The organism is Streptomyces sp. DG2A-72 (assembly GCF_030499575.1).
GTDB lineage: Bacteria > Actinomycetota > Actinomycetes > Streptomycetales > Streptomycetaceae > Streptomyces.
In genome coordinates, this window is sequence record NZ_JASTLC010000001.1 from 4,703,951 (window position 1) to 4,730,287 (window position 26,337).

General features: G+C 70.1%; 25 protein-coding genes. 14 read left to right on the forward strand and 11 right to left on the reverse strand.

All coding sequences use genetic code 11. The annotated features are described in order from the left end of the window. Positions 1-23: 23 nt before the first annotated feature. Positions 24-950, reverse strand: a complete 927-nt coding sequence (gene mshD, locus QQY66_RS22270) for a mycothiol synthase (RefSeq protein WP_301982102.1) — start codon at positions 948-950, stop codon at positions 24-26. A gap of 122 nt (positions 951-1,072) precedes the next feature. Here mshD and QQY66_RS22275 point away from each other — a divergent pair, with 122 nt between their 5' ends. Beyond that, on the forward strand, positions 1,073-2,893 hold the full coding sequence (locus tag QQY66_RS22275; protein ID WP_301982103.1) for a bifunctional UDP-sugar hydrolase/5'-nucleotidase: 1,821 nt from the start codon (positions 1,073-1,075) through the stop codon (positions 2,891-2,893). A 58-nt stretch (positions 2,894-2,951) separates the two neighbouring features. Continuing rightward, a complete protein-coding gene (locus QQY66_RS22280) occupies positions 2,952-4,193 on the forward strand; it encodes a DUF2993 domain-containing protein (RefSeq protein WP_301982104.1) in 1,242 nt (413 codons plus the stop codon). 93 nt (positions 4,194-4,286) lie between these two features. Here the strand turns inward: QQY66_RS22280 and QQY66_RS22285 are convergent, their stop codons facing one another. From QQY66_RS22285 to QQY66_RS22305, 5 genes are all read right to left on the reverse strand, one after another. Beyond that, a complete protein-coding gene (locus QQY66_RS22285) occupies positions 4,287-4,934 on the reverse strand; it encodes an ABC transporter (RefSeq protein ID WP_301982105.1) in 648 nt (215 codons plus the stop codon). Beyond that, positions 4,922-6,433 (reverse strand): ABC transporter permease, encoded by a 1,512-nt coding sequence (locus tag QQY66_RS22290; protein WP_301982106.1) that lies wholly within the window; start codon positions 6,431-6,433, stop codon positions 4,922-4,924. Before QQY66_RS22290 ends, QQY66_RS22285 begins: the two co-directional genes overlap by 13 nt. Then, a complete protein-coding gene (locus QQY66_RS22295) occupies positions 6,430-7,290 on the reverse strand; it encodes an ABC transporter ATP-binding protein (RefSeq protein WP_301982107.1) in 861 nt (286 codons plus the stop codon). Before QQY66_RS22295 ends, QQY66_RS22290 begins: the two co-directional genes overlap by 4 nt. Beyond that, on the reverse strand, positions 7,287-8,114 hold the full coding sequence (locus QQY66_RS22300; RefSeq protein WP_301982108.1) for a zf-HC2 domain-containing protein: 828 nt from the start codon (positions 8,112-8,114) through the stop codon (positions 7,287-7,289). The genes QQY66_RS22295 and QQY66_RS22300 overlap by 4 nt, the downstream gene beginning before the upstream one ends. Before the next feature lie 142 nt (positions 8,115-8,256). Next, entirely contained in the window at positions 8,257-8,799 is a 543-nt protein-coding gene (locus QQY66_RS22305; RefSeq protein WP_301982109.1) for an RNA polymerase sigma factor, read from the reverse strand. Between the two features lie 122 nt (positions 8,800-8,921). On the opposite strand from QQY66_RS22305, the gene QQY66_RS22310 reads away from it, so the two are divergent. The 10 genes from QQY66_RS22310 to pstB all read left to right on the forward strand — a co-directional run bounded on the left by QQY66_RS22310 (position 8,922) and on the right by pstB (position 19,623). Then, on the forward strand, positions 8,922-9,329 hold the full coding sequence (locus tag QQY66_RS22310; RefSeq protein ID WP_301982110.1) for a GntR family transcriptional regulator: 408 nt from the start codon (positions 8,922-8,924) through the stop codon (positions 9,327-9,329). Next, positions 9,326-10,192 (forward strand): ABC transporter ATP-binding protein, encoded by an 867-nt coding sequence (locus tag QQY66_RS22315; protein WP_301982111.1) that lies wholly within the window; start codon positions 9,326-9,328, stop codon positions 10,190-10,192. Before QQY66_RS22310 ends, QQY66_RS22315 begins: the two co-directional genes overlap by 4 nt. Next, entirely contained in the window at positions 10,189-11,169 is a 981-nt protein-coding gene (locus QQY66_RS22320) for an ABC transporter permease (protein ID WP_301982112.1), read from the forward strand. Before QQY66_RS22315 ends, QQY66_RS22320 begins: the two co-directional genes overlap by 4 nt. A 311-nt stretch (positions 11,170-11,480) precedes the next feature. Next, positions 11,481-13,712 carry an RNA degradosome polyphosphate kinase gene (locus QQY66_RS22325; RefSeq protein ID WP_301982113.1) on the forward strand — a complete coding sequence of 744 codons (2,232 nt, stop codon included), beginning with the start codon at positions 11,481-11,483 and terminating at the stop codon, positions 13,710-13,712. After that, positions 13,693-14,826 carry a CHAD domain-containing protein gene (locus QQY66_RS22330; RefSeq protein WP_301982114.1) on the forward strand — a complete coding sequence of 378 codons (1,134 nt, stop codon included), beginning with the start codon at positions 13,693-13,695 and terminating at the stop codon, positions 14,824-14,826. Before QQY66_RS22325 ends, QQY66_RS22330 begins: the two co-directional genes overlap by 20 nt. 37 nt (positions 14,827-14,863) lie before the next feature. Continuing rightward, positions 14,864-15,286: an NUDIX hydrolase gene (locus QQY66_RS22335; RefSeq protein WP_301982115.1), complete on the forward strand. Its 423-nt coding sequence runs from the start codon at positions 14,864-14,866 to the stop codon at positions 15,284-15,286. A gap of 221 nt (positions 15,287-15,507) precedes the next feature. Next, a complete protein-coding gene (gene pstS / locus QQY66_RS22340; RefSeq protein WP_301982116.1) occupies positions 15,508-16,629 on the forward strand; it encodes a phosphate ABC transporter substrate-binding protein PstS in 1,122 nt (373 codons plus the stop codon). A gap of 105 nt (positions 16,630-16,734) precedes the next feature. Then, a complete protein-coding gene (gene pstC, locus QQY66_RS22345) occupies positions 16,735-17,736 on the forward strand; it encodes a phosphate ABC transporter permease subunit PstC (RefSeq protein WP_301982117.1) in 1,002 nt (333 codons plus the stop codon). Continuing rightward, positions 17,733-18,794, forward strand: a complete 1,062-nt coding sequence (gene pstA / locus QQY66_RS22350) for a phosphate ABC transporter permease PstA (RefSeq protein ID WP_301982118.1) — start codon at positions 17,733-17,735, stop codon at positions 18,792-18,794. Before pstC ends, pstA begins: the two co-directional genes overlap by 4 nt. A gap of 52 nt (positions 18,795-18,846) precedes the next feature. Further along, positions 18,847-19,623 (forward strand): phosphate ABC transporter ATP-binding protein PstB, encoded by a 777-nt coding sequence (gene pstB, locus QQY66_RS22355; protein WP_301982119.1) that lies wholly within the window; start codon positions 18,847-18,849, stop codon positions 19,621-19,623. Positions 19,624-19,862: 239 nt separating this feature from the next. On the opposite strand, the gene QQY66_RS22360 is transcribed toward pstB, so the two are convergent. Then, positions 19,863-20,861 (reverse strand): inorganic phosphate transporter, encoded by a 999-nt coding sequence (locus QQY66_RS22360; protein WP_301982120.1) that lies wholly within the window; start codon positions 20,859-20,861, stop codon positions 19,863-19,865. Between the two features lie 9 nt (positions 20,862-20,870). Then, positions 20,871-21,491, reverse strand: a complete 621-nt coding sequence (locus QQY66_RS22365; RefSeq protein ID WP_210582535.1) for a DUF47 domain-containing protein — start codon at positions 21,489-21,491, stop codon at positions 20,871-20,873. 227 nt (positions 21,492-21,718) lie between these two features. On the opposite strand from QQY66_RS22365, the gene QQY66_RS22370 reads away from it, so the two are divergent. After that, positions 21,719-22,075 carry a metal-sensitive transcriptional regulator gene (locus QQY66_RS22370; RefSeq protein ID WP_301982121.1) on the forward strand — a complete coding sequence of 119 codons (357 nt, stop codon included), beginning with the start codon at positions 21,719-21,721 and terminating at the stop codon, positions 22,073-22,075. Between the two features lie 70 nt (positions 22,076-22,145). On the opposite strand, the gene QQY66_RS22375 is transcribed toward QQY66_RS22370, so the two are convergent. Both QQY66_RS22375 and QQY66_RS22380 read right to left on the reverse strand, forming a co-directional pair. Next, positions 22,146-22,313 (reverse strand): hypothetical protein, encoded by a 168-nt coding sequence (locus QQY66_RS22375; RefSeq protein WP_301982122.1) that lies wholly within the window; start codon positions 22,311-22,313, stop codon positions 22,146-22,148. 135 nt (positions 22,314-22,448) lie between these two features. After that, positions 22,449-23,282: a hypothetical protein gene (locus QQY66_RS22380; RefSeq protein ID WP_301982123.1), complete on the reverse strand. Its 834-nt coding sequence runs from the start codon at positions 23,280-23,282 to the stop codon at positions 22,449-22,451. A 472-nt stretch (positions 23,283-23,754) separates the two neighbouring features. Between QQY66_RS22380 and QQY66_RS22385 the strand changes: the two genes are divergently transcribed. Further along, the gene (locus QQY66_RS22385; protein WP_301982124.1) at positions 23,755-25,305 is read left to right on the forward strand and encodes an FAD-binding oxidoreductase; all 1,551 of its coding nucleotides are present in this window, start codon (positions 23,755-23,757) and stop codon (positions 25,303-25,305) included. Between the two features lie 99 nt (positions 25,306-25,404). Here QQY66_RS22385 and QQY66_RS22390 read toward each other — a convergent pair whose 3' ends face one another. Next, entirely contained in the window at positions 25,405-26,112 is a 708-nt protein-coding gene (locus QQY66_RS22390) for a phosphatase PAP2 family protein (RefSeq protein WP_301982126.1), read from the reverse strand. Positions 26,113-26,337 lie beyond the last annotated feature (225 nt).

A 26,337-nucleotide genomic window follows, 5' to 3' on the forward strand; every position in this document is an offset into this window, starting at 1 on the left:
TGGCGTCCGTGGCCCTCGATCTCTCACGTCTCCGTTCGGTACATCAGGTCCGTCTCGTGGGTGACGAAGCCCAGTCGCTCGTACACCGACACGGCTGCCTTGTTGTCGGCGTCGACGTACAGCATCGCGGTCGGCAGGGCCTGCGCCGCCAGATGGCGCAGCCCGATCGTCGTCAGGGCCTTGCCCAGGCCGCCGCCCTGGGCGCCGGGACGGACGCCGAGGACGTACACCTCGCCCAGCCCTTCGGTCGCGTGGACCTTCGTCCAGTGGAAGCCGATCAGCTCGCCCTCGCGCTCCGCGAGGAAGAACCCGGCGGGATCGAACCACGGCTCGGCCATACGGTCGTCCAGGTCCCGCTGGGTGAGGGAGCCCTGCTCGGGATGGTGGGCGAAGGCGGCGGCGTTCACGGCGAGCCAGGCGGCGTCGTCCTGACCGGGGACGAAGGTGCGCACGGTCACGCCGGGCGGGAGGACCGGATCGGGCAGGTCGAGGTCCGTCAACGGCCGCCGCATCTGGCGCAGTTCACGGAACAGGGTCAGCCCCAGCACCTGGGCCAGATGCCGCGCCGCCGAGTGACCGCCGTGCGCCCACACCCGTAGCCGCTTCCCGGACGCGGCCAGCAGCGCCGAGCCCAGCGCCCGCCCGTGCCCGTGCCCGCGGTGCGCGGGATGTACGACCAGTTCGGCGGCCGGCGCCTCCACCGGATCGGTGTCCTCCAGCTGGGCGTAGCCGACGAGTTCGTCGCCGAGGGTGAGGAGGAGATGGGCGATGCCCTCCCGTGCCCTGCCGCGCAGATACAGCCGCCCCTGTTCGGACACCGCCTGCTGCCCGTCGTGGTCCGTGGCCTCCGCCAGCAGCGCGAGTACGGATTCGGTCTGTTCCGGGGAGAGCACGGAGAAGGTCTCGATGGCGCGGGAGAGGGCCGGGTATGCCGTGTCGTCGCTGGTCATGAGTACGAGGGTACGGCGGCAACCAGGTCGTAACCCCGAAAACCCTGTCGCGCTACGCGCGTTGACTTTAGGCTGCCGCCCGACGGGACCACACCTACCTCAGCAGACCCACAGGGGAGCGCATGCCAGCCACATCCCAGCCGCACCACCGCCGCAGACGCCGTACGCACGCACTTCTCGCAGCAGCAGCGGGACTGGCGACCGCCGGTGCGCTGCTCGCGGCGATCCCGGCCGGGGCGGCACCGGACAGCAAGGGGGCGGGCCGCCATCTGCCCGGCCGCTACCAGGACGTCCAGCTGCTGTCCTTCAACGACCTGCACGGCAACCTGGAGCCGCCGTCCGGTTCCTCGGGCCGGGTCACCGAGGTGCACGAGGACGGCACCACGTCGACGATCGACGCGGGCGGCGTCGAGTACCTCGCGACCCATCTGCGTGACGCGCGCGAGGGCAACAGGTACTCGATCACCGCGGCCGGCGGCGACATGGTCGGCGCCTCCCCGCTGATCTCGGGCCTCTTCCACGACGAGCCCACCATCGAGGCGCTGAACAAGCTGAAGTTGGATGTGACGAGCGTCGGCAACCACGAGTTCGACGAGGGCGCCAAGGAACTGGCCCGGCTGCAGAACGGCGGCTGCCACCCCACCGACGGCTGCTACGCGGACGAGGAGTTCGAGGGCGCCGACTTCCCGTACCTCGCGGCGAACGTGCTGGACGAGAAGACCGGCAAGCCGATCCTCAAGCCCTACTGGGTCTGGAAGAAGAACGGCGTCAAGGTCGGCTTCGTCGGCGTGACCCTGGAGGACACCCCGGGTGTCGTCTCCGCCGAGGGGGTCAAGGGCCTGAAGTTCAAGGACGAGGTCGAGACGATCAACAAGTACGCCAAGGCGCTGCAGCGGCAGGGCGTGAAGTCGATCGTCGCACTGATCCACGAGGGCGGGGCCCCGGCTTCTTCCGCGTACAACTACGACTGCGACTCGCCCGGCGCCGGCGACGGCATCTCCGGCCCGATCGTCGACATCGCCAAGAACATCACCCCGCAGGTGGACGCGCTGGTCACCGGGCACACCCACGCCGCGTACGCGTGCACGATCAATGACCCGTCGGGCAAGCCGCGCACGGTCACCTCGGCCGCGTCCTTCGGCCGCCTCTACACGGACACCACGCTGACGTACGACCGGTGGACGGGTGACATCGCCCGTACGGCCGTCAAGTCCGCGAACCACGTGGTCACCCGCACCGTCCCCAAGGCGACGGACATGACCGAGCTGATCGCCAAGTGGAACACCCTCGCCGCACCCATCGGCAACCGCGCGATCGGCCACATCTCCGCCGATATCAGCAGTTCCGGTACGGAGTCCCCGCTCGGCGACCTCATCGCCGACGCCCAGCTGGCATACGGCAAGGAGCTGGACGCGGAGACCGACTTCGCGCTGATGAACCCGGGCGGTATCCGGGCGCCGCTGACCTACGCGGCCAAGGGAGCCGAGGGTGACGGTGTGGTGACGTACGCCGAGGGCTTCGCGGTGCAGCCGTTCGCGAACACCGTGAACCTGCAGGACTTCACCGGCGCCCAGCTGATCCAGGTGCTGAAGGAGCAGGTCAGCGGTACGAACGCCGCGTCGCCGAAGATCCTCCAGCCTTCGTCCGGGCTGACGTACACGCTCGACATGACGAAGGCCGGCGCCGACCGTGTCGTCACCGGCTCGATCAAGATCGACGGCACGGCCGTCGACCCGGCCGCCACCTACCGCGTCGCGACGAACAGCTTCCTCGCGGGCGGCGGCGACGGGTTCCCGACGCTGGGCCAGGGCACGAACGACCTGGTCGGCGCGGACGACCTGACCGCTCTCGAGAAGTACCTGACGGCCAATTCCTCGGCCACGGACCCGATCGCGCCGCCGAAAGCGGACCGGATCACGATCGTGAACCAGATCGTGAGGTAAATCGCATACCTGGGGTAGAGGTTGCGGGTGGGGCCGGTACGCATGTTCGGATGGATCGATGCGTACCCCCCACCACATAGCGACGCATTATCGTTCAAACCCGTACGAAGAGCTGGCCGCTCTCGACGACGGCCCTCTGGAGGAGTTCCTCCGGAGGGACCCCGTCGGATCAGCCGGATCCGCCGGTTCCGTCGGAGATGAGTCCGAGGGCGAAGACGAGTGGTCCCCGCCCAACCACCGCCGTAACGGCCGGCGCCGACGGGGCCGCTTCGCGGGTCTGTCGCTCGGGATGAAGGCGGTGGTGGGAATCGTCGCCCTGGCCGCCTGTCTCACCCTCGCCGACCGCTGGGCGCTGCTGTACGCCGAGCGCAGGGCGGCGGAGGCCCTCAAGGACCGTCTCGACCTGGCGGCGGCGCCCGAAGTCGAGATCAGCGGCTTCCCCTTCGTCACCCAACTCGCCGACGAGCGCCTGGACTCGGTGAAGGTGACCGTGCCCGACGTGGCCGCCGACCGGGTGTCGCTGGCGCAGGTGTCGGCGACGGCGAAGGACGTACGACTGGACGCCGACGGCCCGACGGCCGTACGCGGCGCGCGCGTCCCCGAGCTGGACGGCGACGTACTGCTGTCGTTCGCCGACCTGAACCGTGAACTGGGCGCGTCCCAGGTGACGTTCACCGGCGAGGGCCACGACCGGATCAGGGCGCGCGGCACGCTGCCGGTCGCCGGACACGACCTGCGGCTGCGCGCCGAGGCCCGCATCCTGCGGGACGGCGACCGCGGCATCGCGACGCACATCGGCGGAATGCGCCTGGACATCGGGGACTTGGCGACGTACCGCCCGGGTACCGCCGCTTCGGAGGGCCTGCATCTGACCTCCGACGCGGCGTCCCGCCTCGCCCGTGAGACGCGCAAGGCGAAGGCGCTTCTGTCGGTCCCGGCGGTCGTACGCCGCCTGGGCGTGCCGGACTCCGCCGTACGCGAGGCCCTGCGCGACGACTCCAGGCTCGCCGAGCTGACCGGCTCCGCGCGCTTCGCCCGCCAGGCCATGAGCCTCAACCTCATCGACCTCGCCCTCGCCCACCCCCAGCTCCTGAAGCTGCTGGGCTTCGACCCCACTCTCCTGGACGCCCTGCCCCGGCTGACCCGCCCGGTCCTCGCCGACCAGCTGTCGCTGGGGTTCGAGCTGCCGAAGCCGCCGAGCGGGGAACTGCGGCTGCGGGACGTGCGGGTGGAGGAGGACGGGATCAGGGTGCGGCTGGAGGGGTCGGGGCTGTCGATTGGCCAGGTGAGTTCTGGGTGAATAGGTATGAGACGGACGGCCGACCGCAGCAATGGGCACGGATCACCGCCGGACCACGACGACCTCCACAGCGGACGGCCCAGCACGGGCGGCTCAGGCTGCGGCTCCTGAACGCGCCCTCACCCAACGCCTCCGCAGCGGCTCCGCCCCGCACACCCCCCACACCACCGCCGCACCGGCCAGCACCATCGCCCACCGGTCATGCGCGGCCCCCCACCGCTCGTCGGTGACGGACACGAACAGGGCCCAGTCGTCCGGCAGGAGGAGCGGGGCCAGGGCGGCGGACGCGAGCAGGACCGCCGCCACCAGCGTGCCCGGCGCGGGTTCGTCGGAGCGGTGTACCGCTGCCGCCGCCGCTGCCAGCGCCACGGCGAACACCGCGCCCGCCTCCAGGGCGACATCGGCGACCGGGGGCCGGACCGGCCCAGGAACCAGCCACACCGCACCCGCCCACCACACTCCCGCCGCCGGTGCGACGAGCACCGCCCGCAGGGCGTGGCGGATCCAGCGGCGGGTCGGTACCGGTGCCGTCGTGTGCCGGGCGGGGTCGTCCAGGACGAACGCGAGCCCGAGGGCGAAGGCCAGGACGGCGCCCCGGAGGAGCAACAGGGCCCACCAGGCGTTCAGGCCGAGCAGCCGCGGCAACCCCGCGAGCAGCAGCCCTGCCACCGCGGAAGCGCCCAGCACCCGCCACGGCAGAGTGCGCAAGACCGGCACCACCAGCGCCGTCACTCCTCGCACGAGTCGGCGTCCTTCGGTACGTCGACGCCCAGCAGCTGGGCGACCCGGCTGGTCTTGACGCCCGGCGAGGTCAGTTCGGCCCAGTTCGCCTTCACCTTCGCGGTGACGGTGTCACGCGGCTGCTCCAGCAGTTCCCGTACGACGTCGGTGTGACCGGACGTCATGGACAGCGGGTCGGTCGGCGACAGGACGATCGCGGAGCCGGACACGCTGTCGTCCAGGCGGACGTTGCGCAACGACTGCATCGGGTCGTCCGCCCAGCCCAGCGCCAGCCACATGACGGTGACCATGCGGCCGTCGCATATCTCGCCCGCCTCCTTCTCAGTGCCCGTCACCAGCACGGAGGCGACCGCCGCCGAGAACTCGGGGACGCGGTTGCCGCCCCAGCGGGTGCCCACGGTGACCTGGTTCGGGGTGGCCGAAGGATCCAGCGCGGCGTCGCTCTCCAGGCCGTAGCGGGCGTCGATCCGCTGCCGTACCAGCAGTTCGCGGTCTTGCGCGCCGGCGCCGGCCAGCGACTTGACGTGGTCCACGACGTCCGCCCAGGTCTGCGTCCGCGGCACCCACTCCGGGAAGGCGCAGTACGTCGAGCCGTCGTGCCGTACGCAGGTCTGTTCCTTCTCCGGCGTCACCGAGACCCGCTCCCGGGCCGCCGTCAGCTCCGGCGAGATGTCCCGTGCCTGGGCGACGGCGCCGGTCAGTGCCAGGGCCACCGCCGCGGCCAAGGCACCCGCGACGATCGCCTTGCGGCCACCGCTGATCAGCACCGCGGCCAGCACCGTGCACAGGACCAGCCCCGCGAGATACAGAGCGTGCCAGGCGGCCGGGCGGCCCAGCAGGTCGGACGGGAGCGTGTTGGCCGTGTTCTCGCCGACCACGGGCGTCAGCCATCTCGTGCCCTGCCCGCTTCCGACGGGGACCGCGACCATGACGTAGAAGAGGAGGAAGAAGACCGCCGCCAGCGGAGCCACCACCACCGACGCCACCAGCCGCGCCACCAGCACCCCGATCGCGCCGAGCAGCAGCACCGTCAGCGGCCCGACGAGGAGTTCCGCCGGAGAGCCGTGCCCTATCGCACCCGGCTTGAGCGCCTGCCAGGTGAACTGGGCCCCCACACAGAGCGCGGTGAGGACGGCCGCCGGGACCACGGACAGCGCGTGGGCCGCCGTGCGCTGCCAGGGCAGCAGCACCAGCACCCCGAAGTGGCGTTCCGTGTCCTGCCGCCTGGATCTCAGCACCGCCAGGTTCGCCGACAGCAGCACCGCCATGGCGACCAGCAGCGGTGCGCTCTGCGTGGCGCGGTCGGCGTCCTGGAGCGCGGGGAAGGCCTCGCGGTCGCGGTAGACGATCCAGGCGATGTATGCGGCGAAGGCCAGCAGCACAGGGCTGCTCAGCAGCAGCTTGCGCGCCTCGAAGCGGGCGAGGGCGAACACGGCCGCCCAGGTGTGGCGCGGCTCGGTGGTCACGGCGGGCGGGGCCGCCTGCAGCACGGCACTCACGCGGCCACCTCCGCGTGCTCGCCGTCGAGGGAGAGGAGGTAGCCGTCCTCCAGGGTGGGATCGAGGAGTTCGGCGCCGGGAGGCGGGTCGCCGACGTTGCGGTACGTCCCCATCCCCGTCCGCCAGCCCGCCTTCGCGCCCGGCGCGCGCTCCGCGCTGCTCCACACCCGGCCTGCCGCCCGTGCCGTCAGCTCGGCGGGGGTGCCGTCGAAGCGGATGGTGCCGCCCGCCATGACCAGGACCCGGTGGCAGAGCATCGCCACGTCCTCGGTCTGGTGGGTGGACAGCAGGACCGTACGGCCCTCTCCGGCCGTGGCGATCAACTCCCGGAACCGCATGCGCTGTTCGGGGTCGAGGCCGACGGTCGGCTCGTCGAGGACCAGGAAACCGGGGTCGCCGACGAGCGCGGCGGCCAGGGCGACCCGCTGCCGCATACCGCCGGACAGTTTCTTGATCCGCTTGCCGCGTACGTCGGACAGATCGACGCGCTCCAGCACCCGCCGCACCTCCCGGTGCCGTGCGGCACGGTCGGTCAGCTCCTTGAGGATCGCCACGTAGTCGACGAACTCGAAGGACGTGAAGTCCGGGTGGAAACCGGGGGTTTGGGGGAGGTAGCCGAGGTTGCGGCGGACCTCCTGGCGGCCGGAGGCGGTCGACGGGTCGTGGCCGAGGACCGTGAAGGCGCCGCTGTCTGCGGGGACCGCGGTGGCGAGCACCCGCAACAGGGTGGTCTTTCCCGCGCCGTTGGGGCCGAGCAGGCCCGTCACACCCGGCGTGAGGCGCAGCGCGACATCGTCCAGGGCGCGCGTGCCGCCGTAGCGGAGGCTGAGCCCGGAGGCGGAGACGGTGGGGGTCATGCGGCGCTCCCGTGGAAGAGGTCGAAGCGGTCACGGATGAGGATGAGGAGACCGGCGGCGAGTACGGCGACGGCGGCTGCCGTGCTCTGTCCGGCGGCGGTGAAGGGGGCGAGCGGGCCGTCGGCCGTCGCCTGCGCCACCAGCAGCAGCGCGATCCAGCCCCCGCCGACGAGGGACGGCGCGAGCACCGGCCCCAGCCGCGGGGTCAGCGCGAGGCCGGTCGCGGTCAGCGCGAGCGCGGGCAGCAGCCAGGCGAGGGCGCGCAGGCCGTACGCCGGGAGGGCGAGCGTCGCCAGTCCGTTGAGGGCGAGTCCGGCGGTGAGCACGGCGACCGTCCGGATCATCAGCAGCCGGAACCCGTGCACCGGGGAGACGACGGCCATCTCGTACGTCGGGTCCAGCGCGGGCCCGTACGACACCGCGACCCCGGCAAGGGGCAGCAGCGGAGCGAGGGCGAGGAACAGCGTGGGCGAGTCGGTGACCGGGGAAAGGTTCGTCACCAGCACGGTCAGCACGAGCAGCGCGAGGACCGAGCCCAGCCAGGAGCCGCGCATCACCGGCGTCGCCGAGAGCAGCCGCGCCGTGTGATCGGGCACCCCGAGCCGCACCAGCAGCGCCTCGAGCCACCCCGGCCGGGGCGCGTCCAGCTCGGCGTCCAGCCGCTCCCAGCCGGCGTCGAGCGCGACCGGGTCGCTGGCCTCGGCGAGCACGGCCCGGCACGGGGCACAGGCGGTGAGGTGGGTGTCGGTGGACCAGAGGACGGGGCCGGTCAGCTCGCCGCGCGCGTACGACCGTAGATCTTCTTCAGGTACGTGCCAGGTCATGCCGACACCTCCTCAATTCGTGTGCGGGCGTGCGGACCCGGGTCGGGCAGGCACCGGATCGGGTCGGCGTCCTGCCGGGCCGTGTGCCGGGCCCGTTGTCCGATCGCCCGCGTCATTCCGGCGCCTGACCCGGTTACGTGCGTCATGCCAGCGCCTCCCGCAGTTGCTTGCGGGCACGCATCGCCCGCGTCTTGACCGTGCCGGGCGGAATCCCCAGCACGACGGCGGCCTCGCGGGTGGTCAGCCCGTCGATGACCGTCGCCTGGAGCACCGCGCGCAGCTCCGGTGAGAGCCGGACCAAGGCACCCGCGAGGTCCCCGTGCTCAACCCCCGCGAGCACGCGCTCCTCCGCGGACGCCTCGTCCCGGTGCCGCAACCGGGCCAGCGCCTGCCGCAGCCGGCCGCGCGCCCCGTCGCCACGCAGCGCGTCGACCAGGCGCCGCGACCCGATGCGCCACAGCCACCCGGCCACATCCCCGTCCTCCCGGTAGCGGGCCTTGCCCCGCCACACCGCGAGGAACGTCTCCTGTACGACGTCGTCGACTATCCCGGCGTCGGCGCACCGGCCGCGCAGCCGGGCGGCGAGCCAGGGCGCGAACCGCCGGTACAGCTCCTCGAAGGCGCGCCGGTCCCCGTCCGCCGCGATGGCCCGCAGCAGATCCCCGTCGCTTCTCGTTTCGCTCACGTCTCCTCATCGCACCGGCGTCACGGATCGGTTCACACCATCGCCCATGACGTTCCGGCTTGACTTTCGGGACGGCCTTCCACCACCCTTTCACTACTTAATTAGTGAAAGGGGGTTGTCCCATGGTCGAGTACCGCATCGACCGGCACAGCGGCGTGGCCACCTACGTCCAGATCGTCCAGCAGACCAAGCAGGCGCTCCGCCTGGGCCTGCTGGAGCAGGGAGACAAGCTCCCCACGGCCCGCGAGGTCGTCGAAGCCACCGCCATCAACCCCAACACCGTCCTCAAGGCCTACCGCGAACTGGAGCGGGAGGGCCTGGTCGAGGCGCGCCGGGGCCTGGGCACCTTCGTCCGCCGCGGGCTGAGCACCACCCCCGCCGACTCCCCCCTGCGCACCGAGCTGGGTGCCTGGGCGGACCGGGCCCGCGAGGCGGGGCTCGGGCGGGAGGACGTGGCCGCACTCTTCACCGCCGTACTCGACACACACTTCGCCGCAGGCGAGAAGCACCTCCAGGGAGACCCGTCATGACCGACACGGCCATAGAGGCAGCCGGGCTGGGCAAACGGTTCGGCAAGCGCTGGGCGCTGCGTGACTGCACCGTCCGGCTGCCCGCCGGACGCGTCTGCGCGGTCGTCGGCCCGAACGGCGCCGGCAAGTCCACACTGCTCGCCCTCGCCGCCGGGCTGCTGGCCCCGACCGAGGGCACGGTGAGCGTCCTCGGCGGAACTCCGGCGGCGGCACGCGCGCGTGTCGGCTTCGTCGGCCAGGACAAGCCGCTGTACCCGCAGCTCACGGTCGCCGAGACACTGCGCATGGGCGCCGATCTCAACCCCGGCCGCTGGGACCTTCCCACCGCCGAGCGGATCGTGGCCGCTGGCGACCTCGACCCGAAGTCCCGGGTGCGCTCCCTCTCCGGCGGCCAGCGCACCCGTGTCGCGCTCGCCCTCGCGCTGGCCAAGCGGCCCGAACTGCTGCTCCTGGACGAGCCGATGGCCGACCTCGACCCGCTGGCCCGGCACGAGCTGATGGGCGTCCTGATGTCCCAGGCCGCGCAGTACGGCACCACGATCGTGATGTCCTCGCACGTGGTCGCCGAGCTGGAGGACTCCTGCGACCACCTGCTGCTGGTCGGCGGCGGCCGGGTCCGGCTCGCGGGCGAGCTCGACGAGCTGCTTCAGGTGCACACGCGCGTGTCGGGTCCCGCCGACACCTCCCTCGCCCCGCACCACACGGTCGTCGAGTCCCGTACCACCGGCCGCCAGCTCACCGCGCTGCTCCGCCCGTCCGGCCCGCTGCCCGACGACATGCGCACCAGCGCCCCGTCCCTGGAGGAGCTGGTCCTCGCCTACCTCCGCAACCCGCAGGCCGACAGCCAGGAGACCGCCGCGTGACCGCCCTGACCGCTCCCGCCCCGACTCCGGCGCCCGCACCCCACCTGCTGCGCTGGCTGATACGACTCCACCGGCCCGCCCTGTACATCTGGGCGGCACTCCTCGTCGTCACCGCCGCCACGCTCCTGTGGCTGGGCGGCCCGCTCACCGACGACGCGGCGGCGGCCTGGCGGGAGTACAGGGCCTGCCAGACGCCCCAGTGCGCGTACGACCAGGACGCGATCATCCTTTACAAGGACGTGTACAACTACGCGACCATCGCCGTCCTGGCGATCCCGTTCCTGATCGCCGCCTGGGCCGGCGCCTCGCTGATCGGCCGTGAACTGGAGAACGGCACCGACCGGCTGGCCTGGACCCAGTCCGTCTCCCCCGCCCGCTGGCTCGCCGCCAAGCTCGCCGCACCGGCCGTCCTGGTCACCGCCGGCACCGGACTGCTCGTCCTCCTGCACCATCTGGCCTGGTCGACGGGAGAGGGCAAGATCGACACCGCCAAGCCCTGGCACGACTCGGCCACCTTCTTCGCGGGCGGCCCCGTCACCGTCGCCCTCGCCCTGACCGGCCTGCTCGTCGGCGCCCTCGCGGGCCTGGTGCTGCGCCGCTCACTCGCCGCGCTCGGCGCGGGCGCGGTCGCGGTGGCCGGGCTGTGGTTCGCCGTCTGGCAGGCGCTGCCTCATCTGTGGCCGACGGCCTCGCGGCTCAGCAGCCTGCGCGACGGCCCGTCGCTGGAGGGCATGGCGGTCGACTATGGCCTGGTGACCTCGTCCGGCGACCGCATCGCCGACCCGGGCTGCGGCGGCACGATCATCCCGGAGTGCCGCCCCGTCATGGAACGCCTCGACGCGACCGCCTACTACACCGACTTCCACCCCGCCTCCCACTACTGGCCCCTCCAGCTCACCGCGACGGCCATCGTCCTGGTCGTTGCAGCCGCAGCCACCTTGATCGCGTTCCGGCTGGTCAGGCACCGTACCGGCTGACGCGTCGTGATGCGCATACGTCCCTGAGAGCGGGTAGGGGCGTATGCGCAGGGCTTCGTGCTGCCCTTCGTACGGAAACCCGGGGGAGGTAGACGCCCGGGAGCCGCCCCCCGCTATCCCGCACGTCATGTCGCCGTAACCATTGGTTCAGGCGGGCTTGCGACGCTCAGCGAATGAACCAAGCCGTGCCAGAGCCTTCGACGCCCGAGGAGGGCCGTGCGAGGAACGGGGAGAGCAGACTGACCGTCGCCGCCCTGCCTCCCGCGTCCTCCGACGCGCCCGTAGCGCTCCCGGCGCGGAACAATGGGTTCATGAGTCAGTCGAACACCCAGGCACAGGTCCAGCATGCCCAGCCGTCCGTCGGTTCCATAGCCGCGCACCGGCCACACACGGTGTCCGCCGCGGTGTCCGACCTGGAACCCGACATCGATGCCGACCTCGACGCCTACGAGGAGGCCCCGTACGACGGGCCGCAGCTGCCCCAGGGCCGCTTCCTCGACCGGGAGCGGAGCTGGCTCGCGTTCAACGAGCGGGTCCTGGAGCTCGCCGAGGACCCGAACACGCCCCTGCTGGAGCGGGCCAACTTCCTGGCGATCTTCGCCTCCAACCTGGACGAGTTCTTCATGGTCCGGGTGGCCGGTCTGAAGCGCCGTATCGCCACCGGTGTCGCCACCCGGTCCGCCTCCGGCCTGCAGCCGCGTGAAGTGCTGGAGATGATCTGGGCCCGCGCCCGCGAGCTGATGGCCCGGCACGCCGCCTGCTACCACGAGGACGTCGCCCCCGCGCTCGCCGAGGAGGGCATCCACCTGGTCCGCTGGGCCGAGCTGACCGAAAAGGAGCAGGCGCGCCTCTTCACCCTGTTCCGGCACCAGATCTTCCCGGTCCTCACGCCCCTCGCGGTCGACCCGGCGCACCCCTTCCCGTACATCTCCGGCCTGTCGCTGAACCTGGCCGTCGTCGTACGCAACCCCGTCACCGGCCACCGCCACTTCGCGCGCGTGAAGGTGCCGCCGCTGCTGTCCCGCTTCATGGAGAGCTCCCCCGGCCGGTACGTCCCCATAGAGGACGTCATCGCCGCGCACCTGGAGGAGCTGTTCCCGGGCATGGAGGTCCTGGAGCACCACGCCTTCCGGCTCACCCGGAACGAGGACCTGGAGGTCGAGGAGGACGACGCCGAGAACCTCCTGCAGGCCCTGGAGAAGGAGCTCATGCGGCGCCGCTTCGGGCCGCCGGTGCGCCTGGAGGTCGAGGAGTCCATCGACCGCGAGGTGCTCGACCTGCTGGTGCGGGAGCTGAAGATCAGCGAGGCCGAGGTGTACCCGCTGCCGGGCCCGCTCGACCTCACCGGCCTCTTCCGCGTCGGCGGCATCGACCGGCCCGAGCTGAAGTACCGCAAGTTCGTCGCCGGCGTCCACCGCGATCTCGCCGAGGTCGAGTCGGCGTCCGCGGCCGACATCTTCGCCGCGCTGCGCAACCGGGACGTGCTGCTGCACCACCCGTACGACTCCTTCTCCACCTCCGTACAGGCGTTCCTGGAGCAGGCGGCCGAGGACGACGACGTCCTCGCGATCAAGCAGACCCTGTACCGGACCTCCGGCGACTCCCCGATCGTCAACGCGCTCATAGACGCCGCCGAGGCCGGCAAGCAGGTCCTCGTCCTGGTCGAGATCAAGGCCCGCTTCGACGAGCACGCCAACATCAAGTGGGCGCGCAAGCTGGAGGAGGCCGGCTGCCATGTCGTCTACGGCCTGGTCGGCCTGAAGACGCACTGCAAGCTGTCGCTGGTGGTCCGCCAGGAAGGCGACACGCTACGGCGGTACTGCCACGTCGGCACCGGCAACTACCACCCGAAGACGGCCCGCCTCTACGAGGACCTCGGCCTGCTCACCGCCGACCCCCAGGTCGGCGCGGACCTGTCCGACCTGTTCAACCGGCTGTCGGGATACTCGCGCCGCGAGACCTACCGACGGCTGCTGGTGGCCCCCAAGTCCCTCCGGGACGGTCTGATCGCACGGATCGACAAGGAGGTCCAGCACCACCGTGCCGGATGCCCCGCGTTCATCCGGATCAAGGTCAACTCGATGGTGGACGAAGCCGTCATCGACGCCCTGTACCGCGCGTCCCAGGCGGGCGTGCCGGTCGACATCTGGGTTCGCGGCATCTGCGCGATCCGCCCCGGAGTGGCGGGCCTCTCGGAGAACATCCGGGTCCGCTCGATCCTCGGCCGCTTCCTCGAGCACTCCCGGGTCTTCGCCTACGGCAACGGCGGCGAGCCCGAGGTGTGGATCGGCAGCGCCGACATGATGCACCGCAACCTCGACCGCCGCATCGAGGCCCTGGTGAGGGTCACCGACCCGGCTCACCGCGCCGCGCTCAACCGGCTCCTTGAGACCGGCATGTCCGACACCACCTCGTCCTGGCATCTCGGCCCGGACGGCGAGTGGACCCGGCACGCCCTCGACGCGGACGGCCAGCCCCTGCGGAACATCCAGGAGATGCTCATAGACGCCCGGAGGCGCCGGCGTGGCACAGCAACACCTTGAACCGACGGACCCCACGGCCGGGCTGACCGGGGATGCCCTCGCGGGCTATCTGCGCGCCCAGGCCACGGAGTTCCTCCGTGCACTGCGGCTGCACCGGGAGACCGGTGGCTCGGCCAACGGCTCGGGCGCGGGCTCAGGCTCGGAGGAGGCCGTCGACGCGGCGCGCGCCCTGCGCCGCTCGGCCCGCCGCATCAGCGGCAGCCTGCACACCTTCCGCCCGCTGCTCGACCCCGACTGGGCCGAGGCCATCCGCCCCGAACTGGCCTGGCTCTCCGGCACGTTGGCGATGGAACACGCGTACGCGGGCCGCTTGGAGCGGCTGCTGCTGGCGCTGCATCGGCTGTCGGGGGCGGTGGGAGGCCTTCCTGGACAGCCGTCCGATGCCACCAGTGAGGTGGCTGCGGGCAGGCGTGCCGCCGGGGCGGCGTCCGTCTCGAAGAAAGCGGCACCAAGCCAAGCCGGTCCCCCGAGCGGCCAGCCCACGGAACGCGGCAGCCTCACCGTGGGCGCCGCCAAAGCAGGCGCCCTGCTGGAACGCCAGCTCACCCTCGCCCGGACCCGGGCCCACTCCACGGCCCTCCAGGCCCTCGGCTCCTCCCGCTTCCACGCGGTTGCCGACAACATCGCCGTACTGGCCAGCGACGTCCCGCTCACGCCGACCGCCCCCACCGCCGACCTCCGCCCCCTCGCCGCCTCGGCCGAGGAGCGCCTCACCGACGCGATCGCCGCGCTCCCCCTGATGACGGCCGGCAGCCCGTACAACGCGGAGGCGCTGATCCACGGCCTCTCACCGGACCCGGCCCCGCACCCGCAGGACGCCCCCTGGCACCAGGTCCGCCTGCTGCTGCGCCTGCACCGCTACGCCCTTGAGGTCCTGCACGGCGAGAAGGCACCCGTGGACGCCCGCTTGCTCACCTCGGGCCAGGCACTCAACCGCCACCGTGACGCCTCGGAGGCGGCAGCCGCCGCGGCCGCCGCGGCGCGCACCCCGCGTATCGCCCCGGCGACGGCGTACGCCCTCGGCGTGCTCCATGCCGACCAGCGGCACGAGGTGGAGGCGGCACGTTTCGCGTTCCAGCAGTCATGGCAGAAACAGGCCGTCGGCACGGCCTGACCCGCACGCGCACCCTCGAGGAGGCGGTGGAGCCCCGGTGACTCACACGAACGACGGCATCGTCCAGGCAGCAGGCTGCGTCCTGTGGCGCCGTTCGCCGGTAGACGGTGAGCTTGAGATATGCCTCGTGCACCGACCGAAATACGATGACTGGTCCCACCCCAAGGGCAAGCTGAAGCGCGACGAGGAACCGCTTGCGGGCGCCGTGCGAGAGGTGGCGGAGGAGACGGGCTACAGCGCGGTGCCGGGCGCCGAGCTGCCCACCGCCCACTACTTCACGGCCGGCCGCCCCAAGCAGGTGCGTTACTGGGCGGCCGAGGCCGGACCCGGCACCTTCACCCCCAGCGACGAAGTGGACCGCCTGCTGTGGCTCTCCCCGACGGCCGCCCGCAACCGGCTCACCCAGCCGAGGGACCGCACCCTCGTGGACGCGCTAATGGACGCCCTTCGCCTGGCATAGTCCGGAATCGCCCTGTGTCCACAACGTAAGCCTTCCGTGACCTAACCACACCGACGGCAGGGGTTCACCCTCCGTTCACGCTCGGCCATAAGCGGCTTCACCTGATCTGCCTATTTTCGGCCTTACCTGATGACGGGCGCACCTTGATTACGCGCCCGTTTCAACCAGTCTTTCGCACGCCGCCGATTCAGGACGGCGGCTCCTGGAAGGAACTCCCTCAAGTGAAGCTTCAGCGCAAGAACCGGCGGGCTCTCGCTCTCGGCGCGATCGCGTTCTCCGGCGCCCTGGCCCTCACGGCGTGCGGCTCGGACGACACCGGCAACAGCAACGGCGGCGACTCCACCGCGACCGCCAACGCCGGTTCGATCAAGTGTGACGACGCCAAGGGCCAGCTGCTCGCCGATGGCTCGTCCGCGCAGAAGAACGCTATCGACGCCTGGGTCAAGCAGTTCTCGGCCGCGTGCCAGGTCCAGATCAACTACAAGGGCGGCGGCTCCGGCGCCGGTATCACCGCGTTCAACCAGGGCACGGTCGCCTTCGCCGGCTCGGACTCCGCGCTGAAGCCCGAGGAGATCACCGAGTCCAAGAAGGTCTGCTCCGGCGGCCAGGGCATCGACCTCCCGATGGTCGGCGGCGCCGTCGCCCTCGCGTACAACGTCGAGGGTGTCGACAACCTGGTCCTGGACGCGCCGACGATCGCCAACATCTTCAGCGGCAAGATCAAGACCTGGGACGACGCGGCGATCAAGAAGCTGAACCCCGACGCCAAGCTGCCCAGCACCAAGATCCAGGCGTTCCACCGCTCGGACGAGTCCGGCACCACGGACAACTTCACCAAGTACCTGAGCACCGCCGCCAAGTCCGACTGGACCTACGGCGACGGCAAGGCGTGGGCCGCTCCGGGCGGCCAGGCCGCGTCCGGCTCCTCCGGTCTCGCTCAGGCGGTCAAGCAGACCTCCGGCGCGATCAGCTACATGGAGGAGTCCTACGCCAAGGACATGTCGACCGTCGCCATCGACACGGGCGCCTCCGAGCCGGTCAAGCCCACCTCCGACAGCGCCACGGCCGCCATCGCGGACGCCAAGGTCGTCGGCACGGGCAAGGACCTCGCCCTCGAGATCAACTACAACACCAAGGCCGACGGCGCCTACCCGATCACCCTGGTGACCTACGAGATCGTCTGCGACAAGGGCAACAAGGCGGAGACGCTGCCCACCGTCAAGGCGTTCCTGACCTACATCGCCAGCGAGGAGGGTCAGGGCATGCTCGCCGACATCTCCTACGCCCCGATCCCCGACGACATCATCGCCAAGGTCCGCACCACCATCGCGGGCCTGAGCTGACCTGAGCGTGCGGCCCGGTCCCGCTGAGGGGCCGGGCCGCACCGTCCGGTGCACCGCCGCCATGGAGCCGTACGCCGAGTGTGGCTCCGCAGACCGGAGAACCCGATGGACATAGCCACACAAGACACACCTCCCCCCACGCCCCAGCCGACCGAGGCCGAACGCAAGCGTGCCGCCCGCGGCGCCACCCGCCCCGGAGACCGGGTCTTCCTCGGTCTCGCCCGGGGGTCGGGCATCTTCCTGCTGGCGATCATGACCGCGATCGCGGTCTTCCTCACCTGGCGTGCCGCCATCGCCATCAGCAAGAACGAGGGCAACTTCCTCACGACCTTCGAGTGGAACACGGGAACGCAGCCGCCGGTCTTCGGCATCGCGGTCCTGGCCTACGGCACGGTCGTCTCCTCGATCATCGCCATGGCCATCGCGGTCCCGATCGCCGTCGCGATCGCACTCTTCATCACCCACTACGCCCCGCGCAGGCTGGGCGGCCCGATCGCCTACGTGATCGACTTGCTCGCCGCCGTACCGTCCATCGTGTACGGCCTGTGGGGCGTCATGGTCCTCGTACCGCAGATGAACGGCCTCTTCGGCTGGCTGAACGACTACTTCGGCTGGACCGGCATCTTCTCCTGGGAAGAAGGCGCCCCGCGCTCGATGCTCACCGTCGGCATCCTGCTCGCGATCATGATCCTGCCGATCATCACGAACGTCAGCCGTGAGGTCTTCAACCAGGTCCCGCAGATGCACGAGGAGGCCGCCCTGGCGCTCGGCGCCACGCGCTGGGAGGTCGTCCGTATGGCCGTCCTGCCGTTCGGCCGGTCCGGCGTGATCTCCGCCTCGATGCTCGGCCTCGGCCGCGCACTCGGCGAGACCATGGCCGTCGCCATCGTCCTCTCCCCGGACTTCCTGATCCACGGCAGCCTGCTCGACCCGGGCGGCGGCACCTTCGCCCAGAACATCGCCGCCAAGTTCCCCGAGGCGGACGAGTTCGGCCGTGACGCGCTGATCGCCTCCGGTCTGGTCCTGTTCGTCATCACCCTGCTGGTCAATGGCGCGGCCCGCATGATCATCGCCCGCCGCAAGGAGTACTCGGGGGCCAACGCATGAGCACCGCAACCGTCAGCGACAAGCGCCCCGGCTCCCTGCAGGGCGGCCAACTGCCCAAGTGGGCCCCGTGGGCGATCGCCGCAGGCTCCCTCGCCGTCTCCATCGGCCTCAGCCTGGCCGCCGGGATCGACAGCAAGGTCCAGTGGGGTCTGATCGCCGCGATCCTCTACGTCCTCGGTACGTACGTCATCGCCGCGCGCGTCGAGAACAGCCGTCAGGCCAAGGACCGCATCGCGACCTCGCTGGTCTGGGTCGCCTTCCTGGCCGCCGTGGTACCGCTCGCGTCCCTGATCTGGTCGACCATCGAGCGCGGTGTGAAGGTCCTCGACGGATACTTCCTGACCCACTCGATGGGCGTCGTCGGCAACTCCGAGCCGGGCGGCGGTGTCTACGCCGCCATCATCGGCACCCTGGAGCAGGTCGGCATCGCCACCCTGATCGCCGTGCCGGTGGGTGTGCTCACCGCGATCTACCTGGTGGAATACGGGCGCGGCAACCTCGCCCGGGCCGTCACCTTCTTCGTCGACGTGATGACCGGTATCCCGTCGATCGTCGCCGGTCTGTTCATCCTCAGCATCCTGCTCGCCTTCGAGCTGGACTTCTCCGGCTTCGCCGGCGCCCTCGCGCTGACGATCCTCATGCTGCCGATCGTGGTCCGCTCGACCGAGGAGATGCTCAAGCTCGTCCCGAACGAGCTGCGCGAGGCGTCCCTGGCGCTGGGCATCCCGAAGTGGCGCACCATCTTGAAGGTGGTCCTGCCGACCGCGCTCGGCGGTATCACCACCGGCATCATGCTGGCGGTGGCCCGTATCGTCGGCGAGACCGCGCCCGTGCTGCTGGTGGTGTTCGGCAACCCGTTCATCAACAACAACCCGTTCGAGGGTCCGCAGGCGTCGCTGCCGCTGTACATCTACCAGCAGTACACGCTGAGTGCCGGCTCGGATGCGGGAGTCAACCGTGCCTGGGCCGCGGCCCTCACGCTGATCGCCTTCGTGATGATCCTGAACCTGGCGGCCCGCGGCATCGCCCGCTGGAAGGCGCCGAAGACCGGTCGCTGACGCGGCCATACAGCGACCGATCTCAGATTTCCCGAAAGAAGCAGTGATACCCATGGCCAAGCGAATTGACGTAAGCGGGCTCAACGCCTATTACGGCTCCTTCCGCGCCATCGAAGACATCTCGATGACCGTCGAGCCCCGTTCCGTGACCGCCTTCATCGGCCCCTCCGGCTGCGGCAAGTCCACGTTCCTGCGCACGCTCAACCGCATGCACGAGGTGACACCGGGCGGCCGGGTCGAGGGCAAGGTCATGCTCGACGACGAGAACCTGTACGGCAGCGGGGTCGACCCGGTGTCCGTGCGGCGTGAGATCGGCATGGTCTTCCAGCGTCCCAACCCGTTCCCCACGATGTCGGTGTACGACAACGTGGCGGCCGGCCTGAGGCTCAACGGCTCGTACAAGAAGTCCGCGCTGGATGACGTCGTCGAGAAGTCCCTCAAGGGCGCGAACCTCTGGAACGAGGTCAAGGACCGCCTGAACAAGCCGGGTTCGGGCCTGTCGGGTGGACAGCAGCAGCGCCTCTGCATCGCGCGCGCGATCGCGGTGGAACCGAACGTGCTGCTGATGGACGAGCCCTGCTCGGCCCTCGACCCCATCTCCACCCTCGCCATCGAGGACCTGATCGGCGAGCTGAAGGAACGCTTCACGATCGTCATCGTGACGCACAACATGCAGCAGGCGGCCCGCGTCTCCGACCGCACCGCCTTCTTCAACCTCGCCGCCGTCGGCCAGCCCGGCAAGCTCATCGAGATCGACGACACGGAGCGCATCTTCTCCAACCCGTCGGTCCAGGCCACCGAGGACTACATCTCCGGCCGCTTCGGCTGACAGACCCCTCGCGGTGCTGCATGGCGGTGCCACCGCGAGGCCGATAAGGACCCGCCCCCTGGCTCCCGGGGGGCGGGTCCGTCGTCGTTGCACTACTGCGTAGCCTGCGGGGCATTCGTACCGCCGCCCCAGCTGCGGGCATTCGTGCCGCCCAGGGCGGCACGGGTGGGCGCAGGCGGCACCCCGCAAGCGCCGGGCTGCGCACCCCACCCCCGCAGCAACCCCCACCCACGGACCCCCTACAGAAACGCCAGGTTCACAACCCCATACGCCCCCGCAGCCACCACCGCAGCCGCCGGCATGGTGATGAACCACCCCAGCACAATGTTCTTGGCAACACCCCACCGCACGGCGTTCACCCGCTTCGTCGCCCCAACCCCCATGATCGCCGAAGTGATCACATGCGTCGTGGAAATCGGCGCCCGGAACAAAAACGCCGTAGTGAACATGATCGACGCCCCGGTCGTCTCCGCGGCAAACCCCTGCGGCGGATCCAGCTCAATGATCTTCCGCCCCAGCGTCCGCATGATCCGCCACCCCCCGGCATACGTACCGAGCGACAGCATCACGGCGCACACGATCTTCACCCACACCGGAATCGGATCGCCGTAGTCCTCGACATCGGCGATGACCAGCGCCATCACCACAATGCCCATGGTCTTCTGCGCATCCTGCAGACCGTGCCCCAGAGCCATCCCCGCCGCGGACACCGTCTGCGCTATCCGGAACCCCCGCTTGGCCTTGTGCGGATTCGCCCGCCGGAAGATCCACATGATCGCCGTCATGGCCAGATATCCGACGACCAGCCCCACCACCGGCGACACGAACATCGGAATGACGATCTTCTCCAGCACCCCGTCCCAGTAGACGGTGGTCCCACCCGCCAGCGCGGCCCCCACCATGCCACCGAACAACGCATGCGAGGACGACGAGGGCAGCCCGTAGTACCAGGTGACCAGATTCCAGGTGATCGCCCCGATGAGCGCGGCGAAGAGGATCCCCATCCCCTTGGACCCCTCGGGTGTCTGAATCAGCCCTTCACTGACCGTCTTGGCGACCCCGCTGCCCAGAAAGGCCCCGGCGAGATTCATCACGGCCGCCATCACCAGCGCGGCCTTGGGAGTCAGCGCACGCGTCGACACCGACGTGGCGATGGCGTTGGCCGAATCGTGGAAGCCGTTGGTGTAGGTGAAGAAGAGCGCGACCAGGATGGTCACGACCAGCGCGAAGGTGTCCATGGCGTGGGCTCAGGACTCCTTGACGGCGATGGTCTCCACCGTGTTGGCCACATGCTCGAACGCGTCCGCCGCCTCTTCCAGCACATCCACGATCTGCTTGAGCTTCAGCACCTCGATCGCGTCGTACTTGCCGTTGAAGAGATGAGCAAGAAGCTTTCTGTGGATCTGGTCGGCCTGGTTCTCCAGCCGGTTGACCTCGATCCAGTACTCGGTGAGGTTGTCCATCGTCCGCAGACTCGGCATCGCCTCGGCCGTCAGCTCGGCCGCCCGCGCCAGCACCTCGATCTGCTGCTCGACGCCCTTGGGGAGTTCCTCCACGTTGTAGAGGACGACGAGGTCGACGGCCTCCTCCATGAAGTCCATGATGTCGTCGAGGCACGAAGCGAGTTTGTAGATGTCCTCACGGTCGAACGGCGTGATGAACGAGGAGTTCAGCTGGTGGAAGATCGCGTGTGTGGCATCGTCACCCGCATGTTCCGCGGCCCGCATACGCTCTGCGATCTCGGCCCGGCCGGCGGTGTCCGCCCCGAGCAATTCCATCAGGAGTTTCGAGCCCGTGACGATGTTGTCCGCGGACGCGGCAAACATGTCATAGAAGCTCGTCTCCCTGGGGGTCAGACGAAAGCGCACGTGGGGTCCTCGGGATGCTTCGGTTTCGGACAGGCTGATGCTAGGCACATCATCCGGCCATGGCTAACGGGCCGTCCCCCAGTGTCGCCCATCGCGCAGACTGATCCACACAGGGGCGTAACAAGGCTTCGGTCCTGGCTTCTGCCTGTGGCATTGGCCAACAGCCCTATACCCAGCAAAGTTCGGTACGATATACCCAGTAGGGGTATATGTGTCTGGAGGACGCGATGACGACCACCGAGGCCGGCGCGGGAGTGCCCTCCGAGGCCACCCCGGCCGTGGTCACCGACCACGACCGCGGGATCCACGGCTACCACAAGCAGAAGGACGAGCACCTCAAGCGCCTGCGCCGGATCGAGGGCCAGATCCGTGGCCTGCAGCGCATGGTCGACGAGGACGTCTACTGCATCGACATACTCACGCAGGTGTCCGCCTCCACCAAGGCCCTGCAGTCCTTCGCCCTGCAGCTCCTGGAGGAGCACCTGCGCCACTGCGTCGCCGACGCCGCCGTCAAGGGCGGCGAGGAGATCGACGCAAAGGTGGAGGAAGCAACGAAAGCGATCGGCCGCCTGCTACGTACGTGATGTTCCTCGCGCTCCAAAGCGGGGAACTGCGCGACCAGCCACAGACAGCAACCGCCACCAAGCGGAGCGCTTACGTACGATCACGTGTTTCGGCCACTTTCAGCACCTCGTCGATGCTCTCAAGGCTGAGCCGGTCCTCGGCGGCGGACGCCGCGATGATCAGGTCTCCGCACAGCTCGATCTCGGCGAGGGCCACGTGGTCCTGGACTGCCGTACCGCCGACCGGAGCCACGTGCATCACCTCTTCTCTGCCGTCACCGACTTCCTAGAGTAGGGAGCGGCCTACACAACGCGCATGGCACGGAAGGGCTAGTTCTTGACGCCCGTCATGCTTCCGCGCACCTTTCCGCACGGCTTCCCCGTAGGCCCCCGCTCACTCCTCGGCGATCTTCCCGGCGTAGATGTCCCCGGCCGCCGGCAGTTCTACGTCGACGGGGGCCCCGAAGTCGTACAGCAGCGTCGTCGAGGCGACCGCGACGGTGTTCTGCTGCTGACCGTTGACGAAGCTGAACCGGTGCCGGATCTTGCGGATGCGCCCCTGTTCGTCGAGGTAGACATCGAACGGCACGGTGGCCCTGGCGAACCCTTTCGCCGCCGCGGTGAGCGCTTTCTGGTTTCCTTCCGAGGCCTCCCGCGCCGCCTGCGCGAGATCGGCGGTCCCCCGGTAGTGCCGTACGGCGGTCCCCGCGACCTCGGTCTCCCCCACATACGTCGCCGTCCGCGTCCCACGCAGCAGCTCGGCGGCGGCGAACGGGTCCGTGACGCCGCCGGTGACGAGGTTGCCGTCGGACAGCGTGGCGGTGTCCACGCGCACCCATTTGTCGGCGGGCACCCCGGCCCCCCGGTTCTTCATGTACAGCGCGCCGGGGGCGAGGAGCTCGGTGATCGACCGGTGTTCCCGGCTCCCCGCCGGATCCTGCGGAAGCAGCACCTTCAGCCGCCCGAGCTGCCGGGAGAAGTCGTATACCCCTTCTCCCCGGATGGTGACGCGGGTCCCGCCGGTGGCCATCTCCATGGACGTACGGGCCTGGGCACTGCGGGCGTCCACCAGCCGGTCGGCGGCCCGGTGCAGGGCCTCGACGGGGTCGGCGGCCGCACGCGCATCCTCCGCGGCGGCACCGCCGGAACACCCTGTGGCGCAGGCGCAGACCATGAGTCCCGCGACCCCCGCCGCTGTCCGCCACTGTCGCCGCTGCCGCTCCGCCATCGCCTGCCTACCCCCAGCCGCTACGTCCGTCACGGGCCCCCTGTCGTTCCGGATAACGACGCGTCGGTGGCCTCGTCACGCTGGCCGAAGACGGACGGCGAGCAGAGAAACCGTTTACCCGCGCTGGGTACCGTGGAGGACGTGGCGCACCACGACGGCCTGCATTCCCGTCAGGCACACCCGGAACATCGGACAACAACAGTTGACCAAGGCAAGTTCTGCACAGCTCGTTGCAGCTGTGGCTGGCGCGGCCCGGCCCGCAGAGCCCGCAGCCAGGCCAGGACGGACGCGGAAGGGCACGCGAACGCACCTGGGTAGTAGCGCAACCGGGTAGTGACGCCATTCCGGCAAGTCGGGCTTACTCCGGCATCCTGTCCTGTGACATGACCGCGTTCTTGTTACAGGACAGGATCTGTGGAACCCGTGACTCCGGGGTCCCGTCTCGCTCCACGGAAGCCGACGGGAGGCGCACATGGAACGGCGTACGTTCATCGGAGGCGGCGCTGCCGCGCTCGCAGGGTTGACGACAGGTGCGTGCAGCGGTGGGGGCACATCGGGCGCGGCCCGCACCACCACCACGAGCATGTCCACCTCCACCGGCGCCATGCCCGCCGCCGCCAAGAACTGGTCCGGTCTGGCCGAGGGCCTGGACGGCACCCTGGTCCGCCCCGGCGAGCAGCAGTGGAAGGCGGCCCACCAGCTCTACAACACCCGCTTCGACAGCTTGAAGCCGGTCGCGGTGGCGTACGTGGCGCACGCGGACGACGTCCGTACGGCCCTCGCCTACGCCCAGGCCCACGACCTCCGGGTGGCGATCCGCAACGGCGGCCACTCGTACGCGGGCTGGTCGTCCGGCGACGGCCGGCTGATCGTCGACGTGTCGAAGCTCAGCTCGGTCCGCGCGAGCGGCGGTTCGGCCGTGGTCGGCGCCGGCGCCAAGCTGATCGACGTCTACCGCTCCCTCACGGCCAAGGGCGTGACGATCCCCGGGGGCTCGTGCCCGACGGTGGGAGTCTCGGGCCTCACCCTGGGCGGCGGCCATGGCGTGGTCTCCCGGGCGTACGGCCTGACCTGCGACAGCCTCACCCAGGCGACGCTGATCACGGCGGACGGCAAGCAGCTGACGGCCAACGCCTCCGAGAACAAGGACCTGTTCTGGGCGCTGCGCGGCGCGGGCAACGGCAACTTCGGTGTCGTGACGGAGCTGCGGTTCAAGACCCACCCGGCCCCGCAGGCGGTGTCGGCGCATCTGAGCTGGCCGTGGTCGAAGGCGGCGGCGGTGGTACGGGCCTGGCAGGAGTGGGGTCCGAGCCGGCCCGACGAGATCTGGTCCTCCCTGCACCTGGCCAACGCGGCGGGCGGCACACCGACCATCTCCGTCTCGGCGTTCTCCCTCGGTACGTACGGCGAACTGCAGAACGCGGTGGACCGACTGGCCGACCGAATAGGCTCCCCGGCCACCAGCGTCTCCCTCAAGCGCCGCTCCTACGAGGCCTCGATGGAGCTCTACGCAGGCTGCTCGTCCTTCGCGTCGGACGCCCAGTGCCACCTCCCCGGCTCCACCCCCGGCCGTTCCTCCGAAGGCGCCCTGAACCGCGAGACATACGCGGCGAAGTCAGACTTCTTCGACGCCTCACTCTCCACGGACGGCATCCAGCAGCTCCTGTCCCAGCTGACCTCGGTCCGAGGAGGCGCCGGCAGCATCCAGCTGACGGCCCTCGGCGGCGCCGTCAACCGCGTCTCCCCCACCGCCACAGCCTTCGTCCACCGCCGCTCCCGCATGCTGGCCCAGTACGTCGCCTCCTGGCGAGCAGGAACCTCCGGCACGGCATCCCAGACCTGGCTCACCTCGGCCCACACCGCAATGCAGCCGTACGCCTCCGGCGCGGCCTACCAGAACTACACGGACGCAAGCCTGAGGAACTGGCGCAAGGCGTACTACGGGGATGCGGCGCCCCGCCTCCAGCAGCTGAAGAAGCAGTACGACCCGAAGAGGTTCTTCACGTACCCACAGGCGCTGTAGATCGCAGGGCTGGTGAGCGCCCCAAAGGGGCGCGGGGAACTGCGCGACCAGCCACGACGCACCCGCAGACGGCGACGCACCGGCCTACCGGCGGAGCGCTTACGCGGCGAGGTCCCGCTCAGCAGCGTCCGCCGACTCAGCCCGCGCCCCCGGAATCACAGCTTGCTCAGTCCCCCCGGCTCTCCCTCGCCCCCGGATCAGCCACGCCCCCCGACCGGACCCCTCAGCCGCCTTCATCACCGGCGTCAGCAAAGCCGTCGCAAGCGGCGACAGCAGCAACACCACAGCCGTACCGAGCGCAAATCCACCCACCACGTCCGTCGGATAGTGCACACCCATAAGAACCCGGCAAAACCCCTCGGCGAAGGCCAGCAAGATCCCCGCAACACCGAATTTCCTGTTCGCGACGAACAGCCCGACCCCCATGGCCATGGCAATCGTCGCGTGATCGCTCACAAAGGAGAAATCGGTCTTCCCGCCCACCAGAACGTCCAGCCCCTGATGGTCGAGAAAGGGCCGGCGCCGCTCCACAAATCCCCGTATCGGCACATTCACGAGCACCGCGATCCCGGCGGCGAGCGGCGCCCACACCAACGCGGCGACAGAAGACGCCACGTCCTCCCCACCCCGCCGCCGCACGGCCCACCAGCACCAGAGCACCAGCAGCACCATCGCGATCAGCAGCCCGAACTCACCGAGGAATTCCACACCCCGGTCGAACCACCGGGGCGCGCCCTTGGCCAGGCCATTGATGTCGTAAAGCAGGTCGACGTCGGGGTTCGACCCGGATTCGGCGAGTCCAGCCATGGTGCACGGCCCCTTCGTCGTCTCTCCCCGGCGTACCTGCGCGCACGCCGAACTGCCACCCCCGTGGATGTAGATCCGCTTCCGCCAGACGTCCGCTCGGCTACGCCACCAGGAACGCACGGCTCCTGTTAATACGTTCCACACTCCACCGAATGATCACGCAGACGTTATCGAAGAGAGACTCATCACCGCAGCTCAGGGGGGTGGTTGACGCTCAGTTCAGGG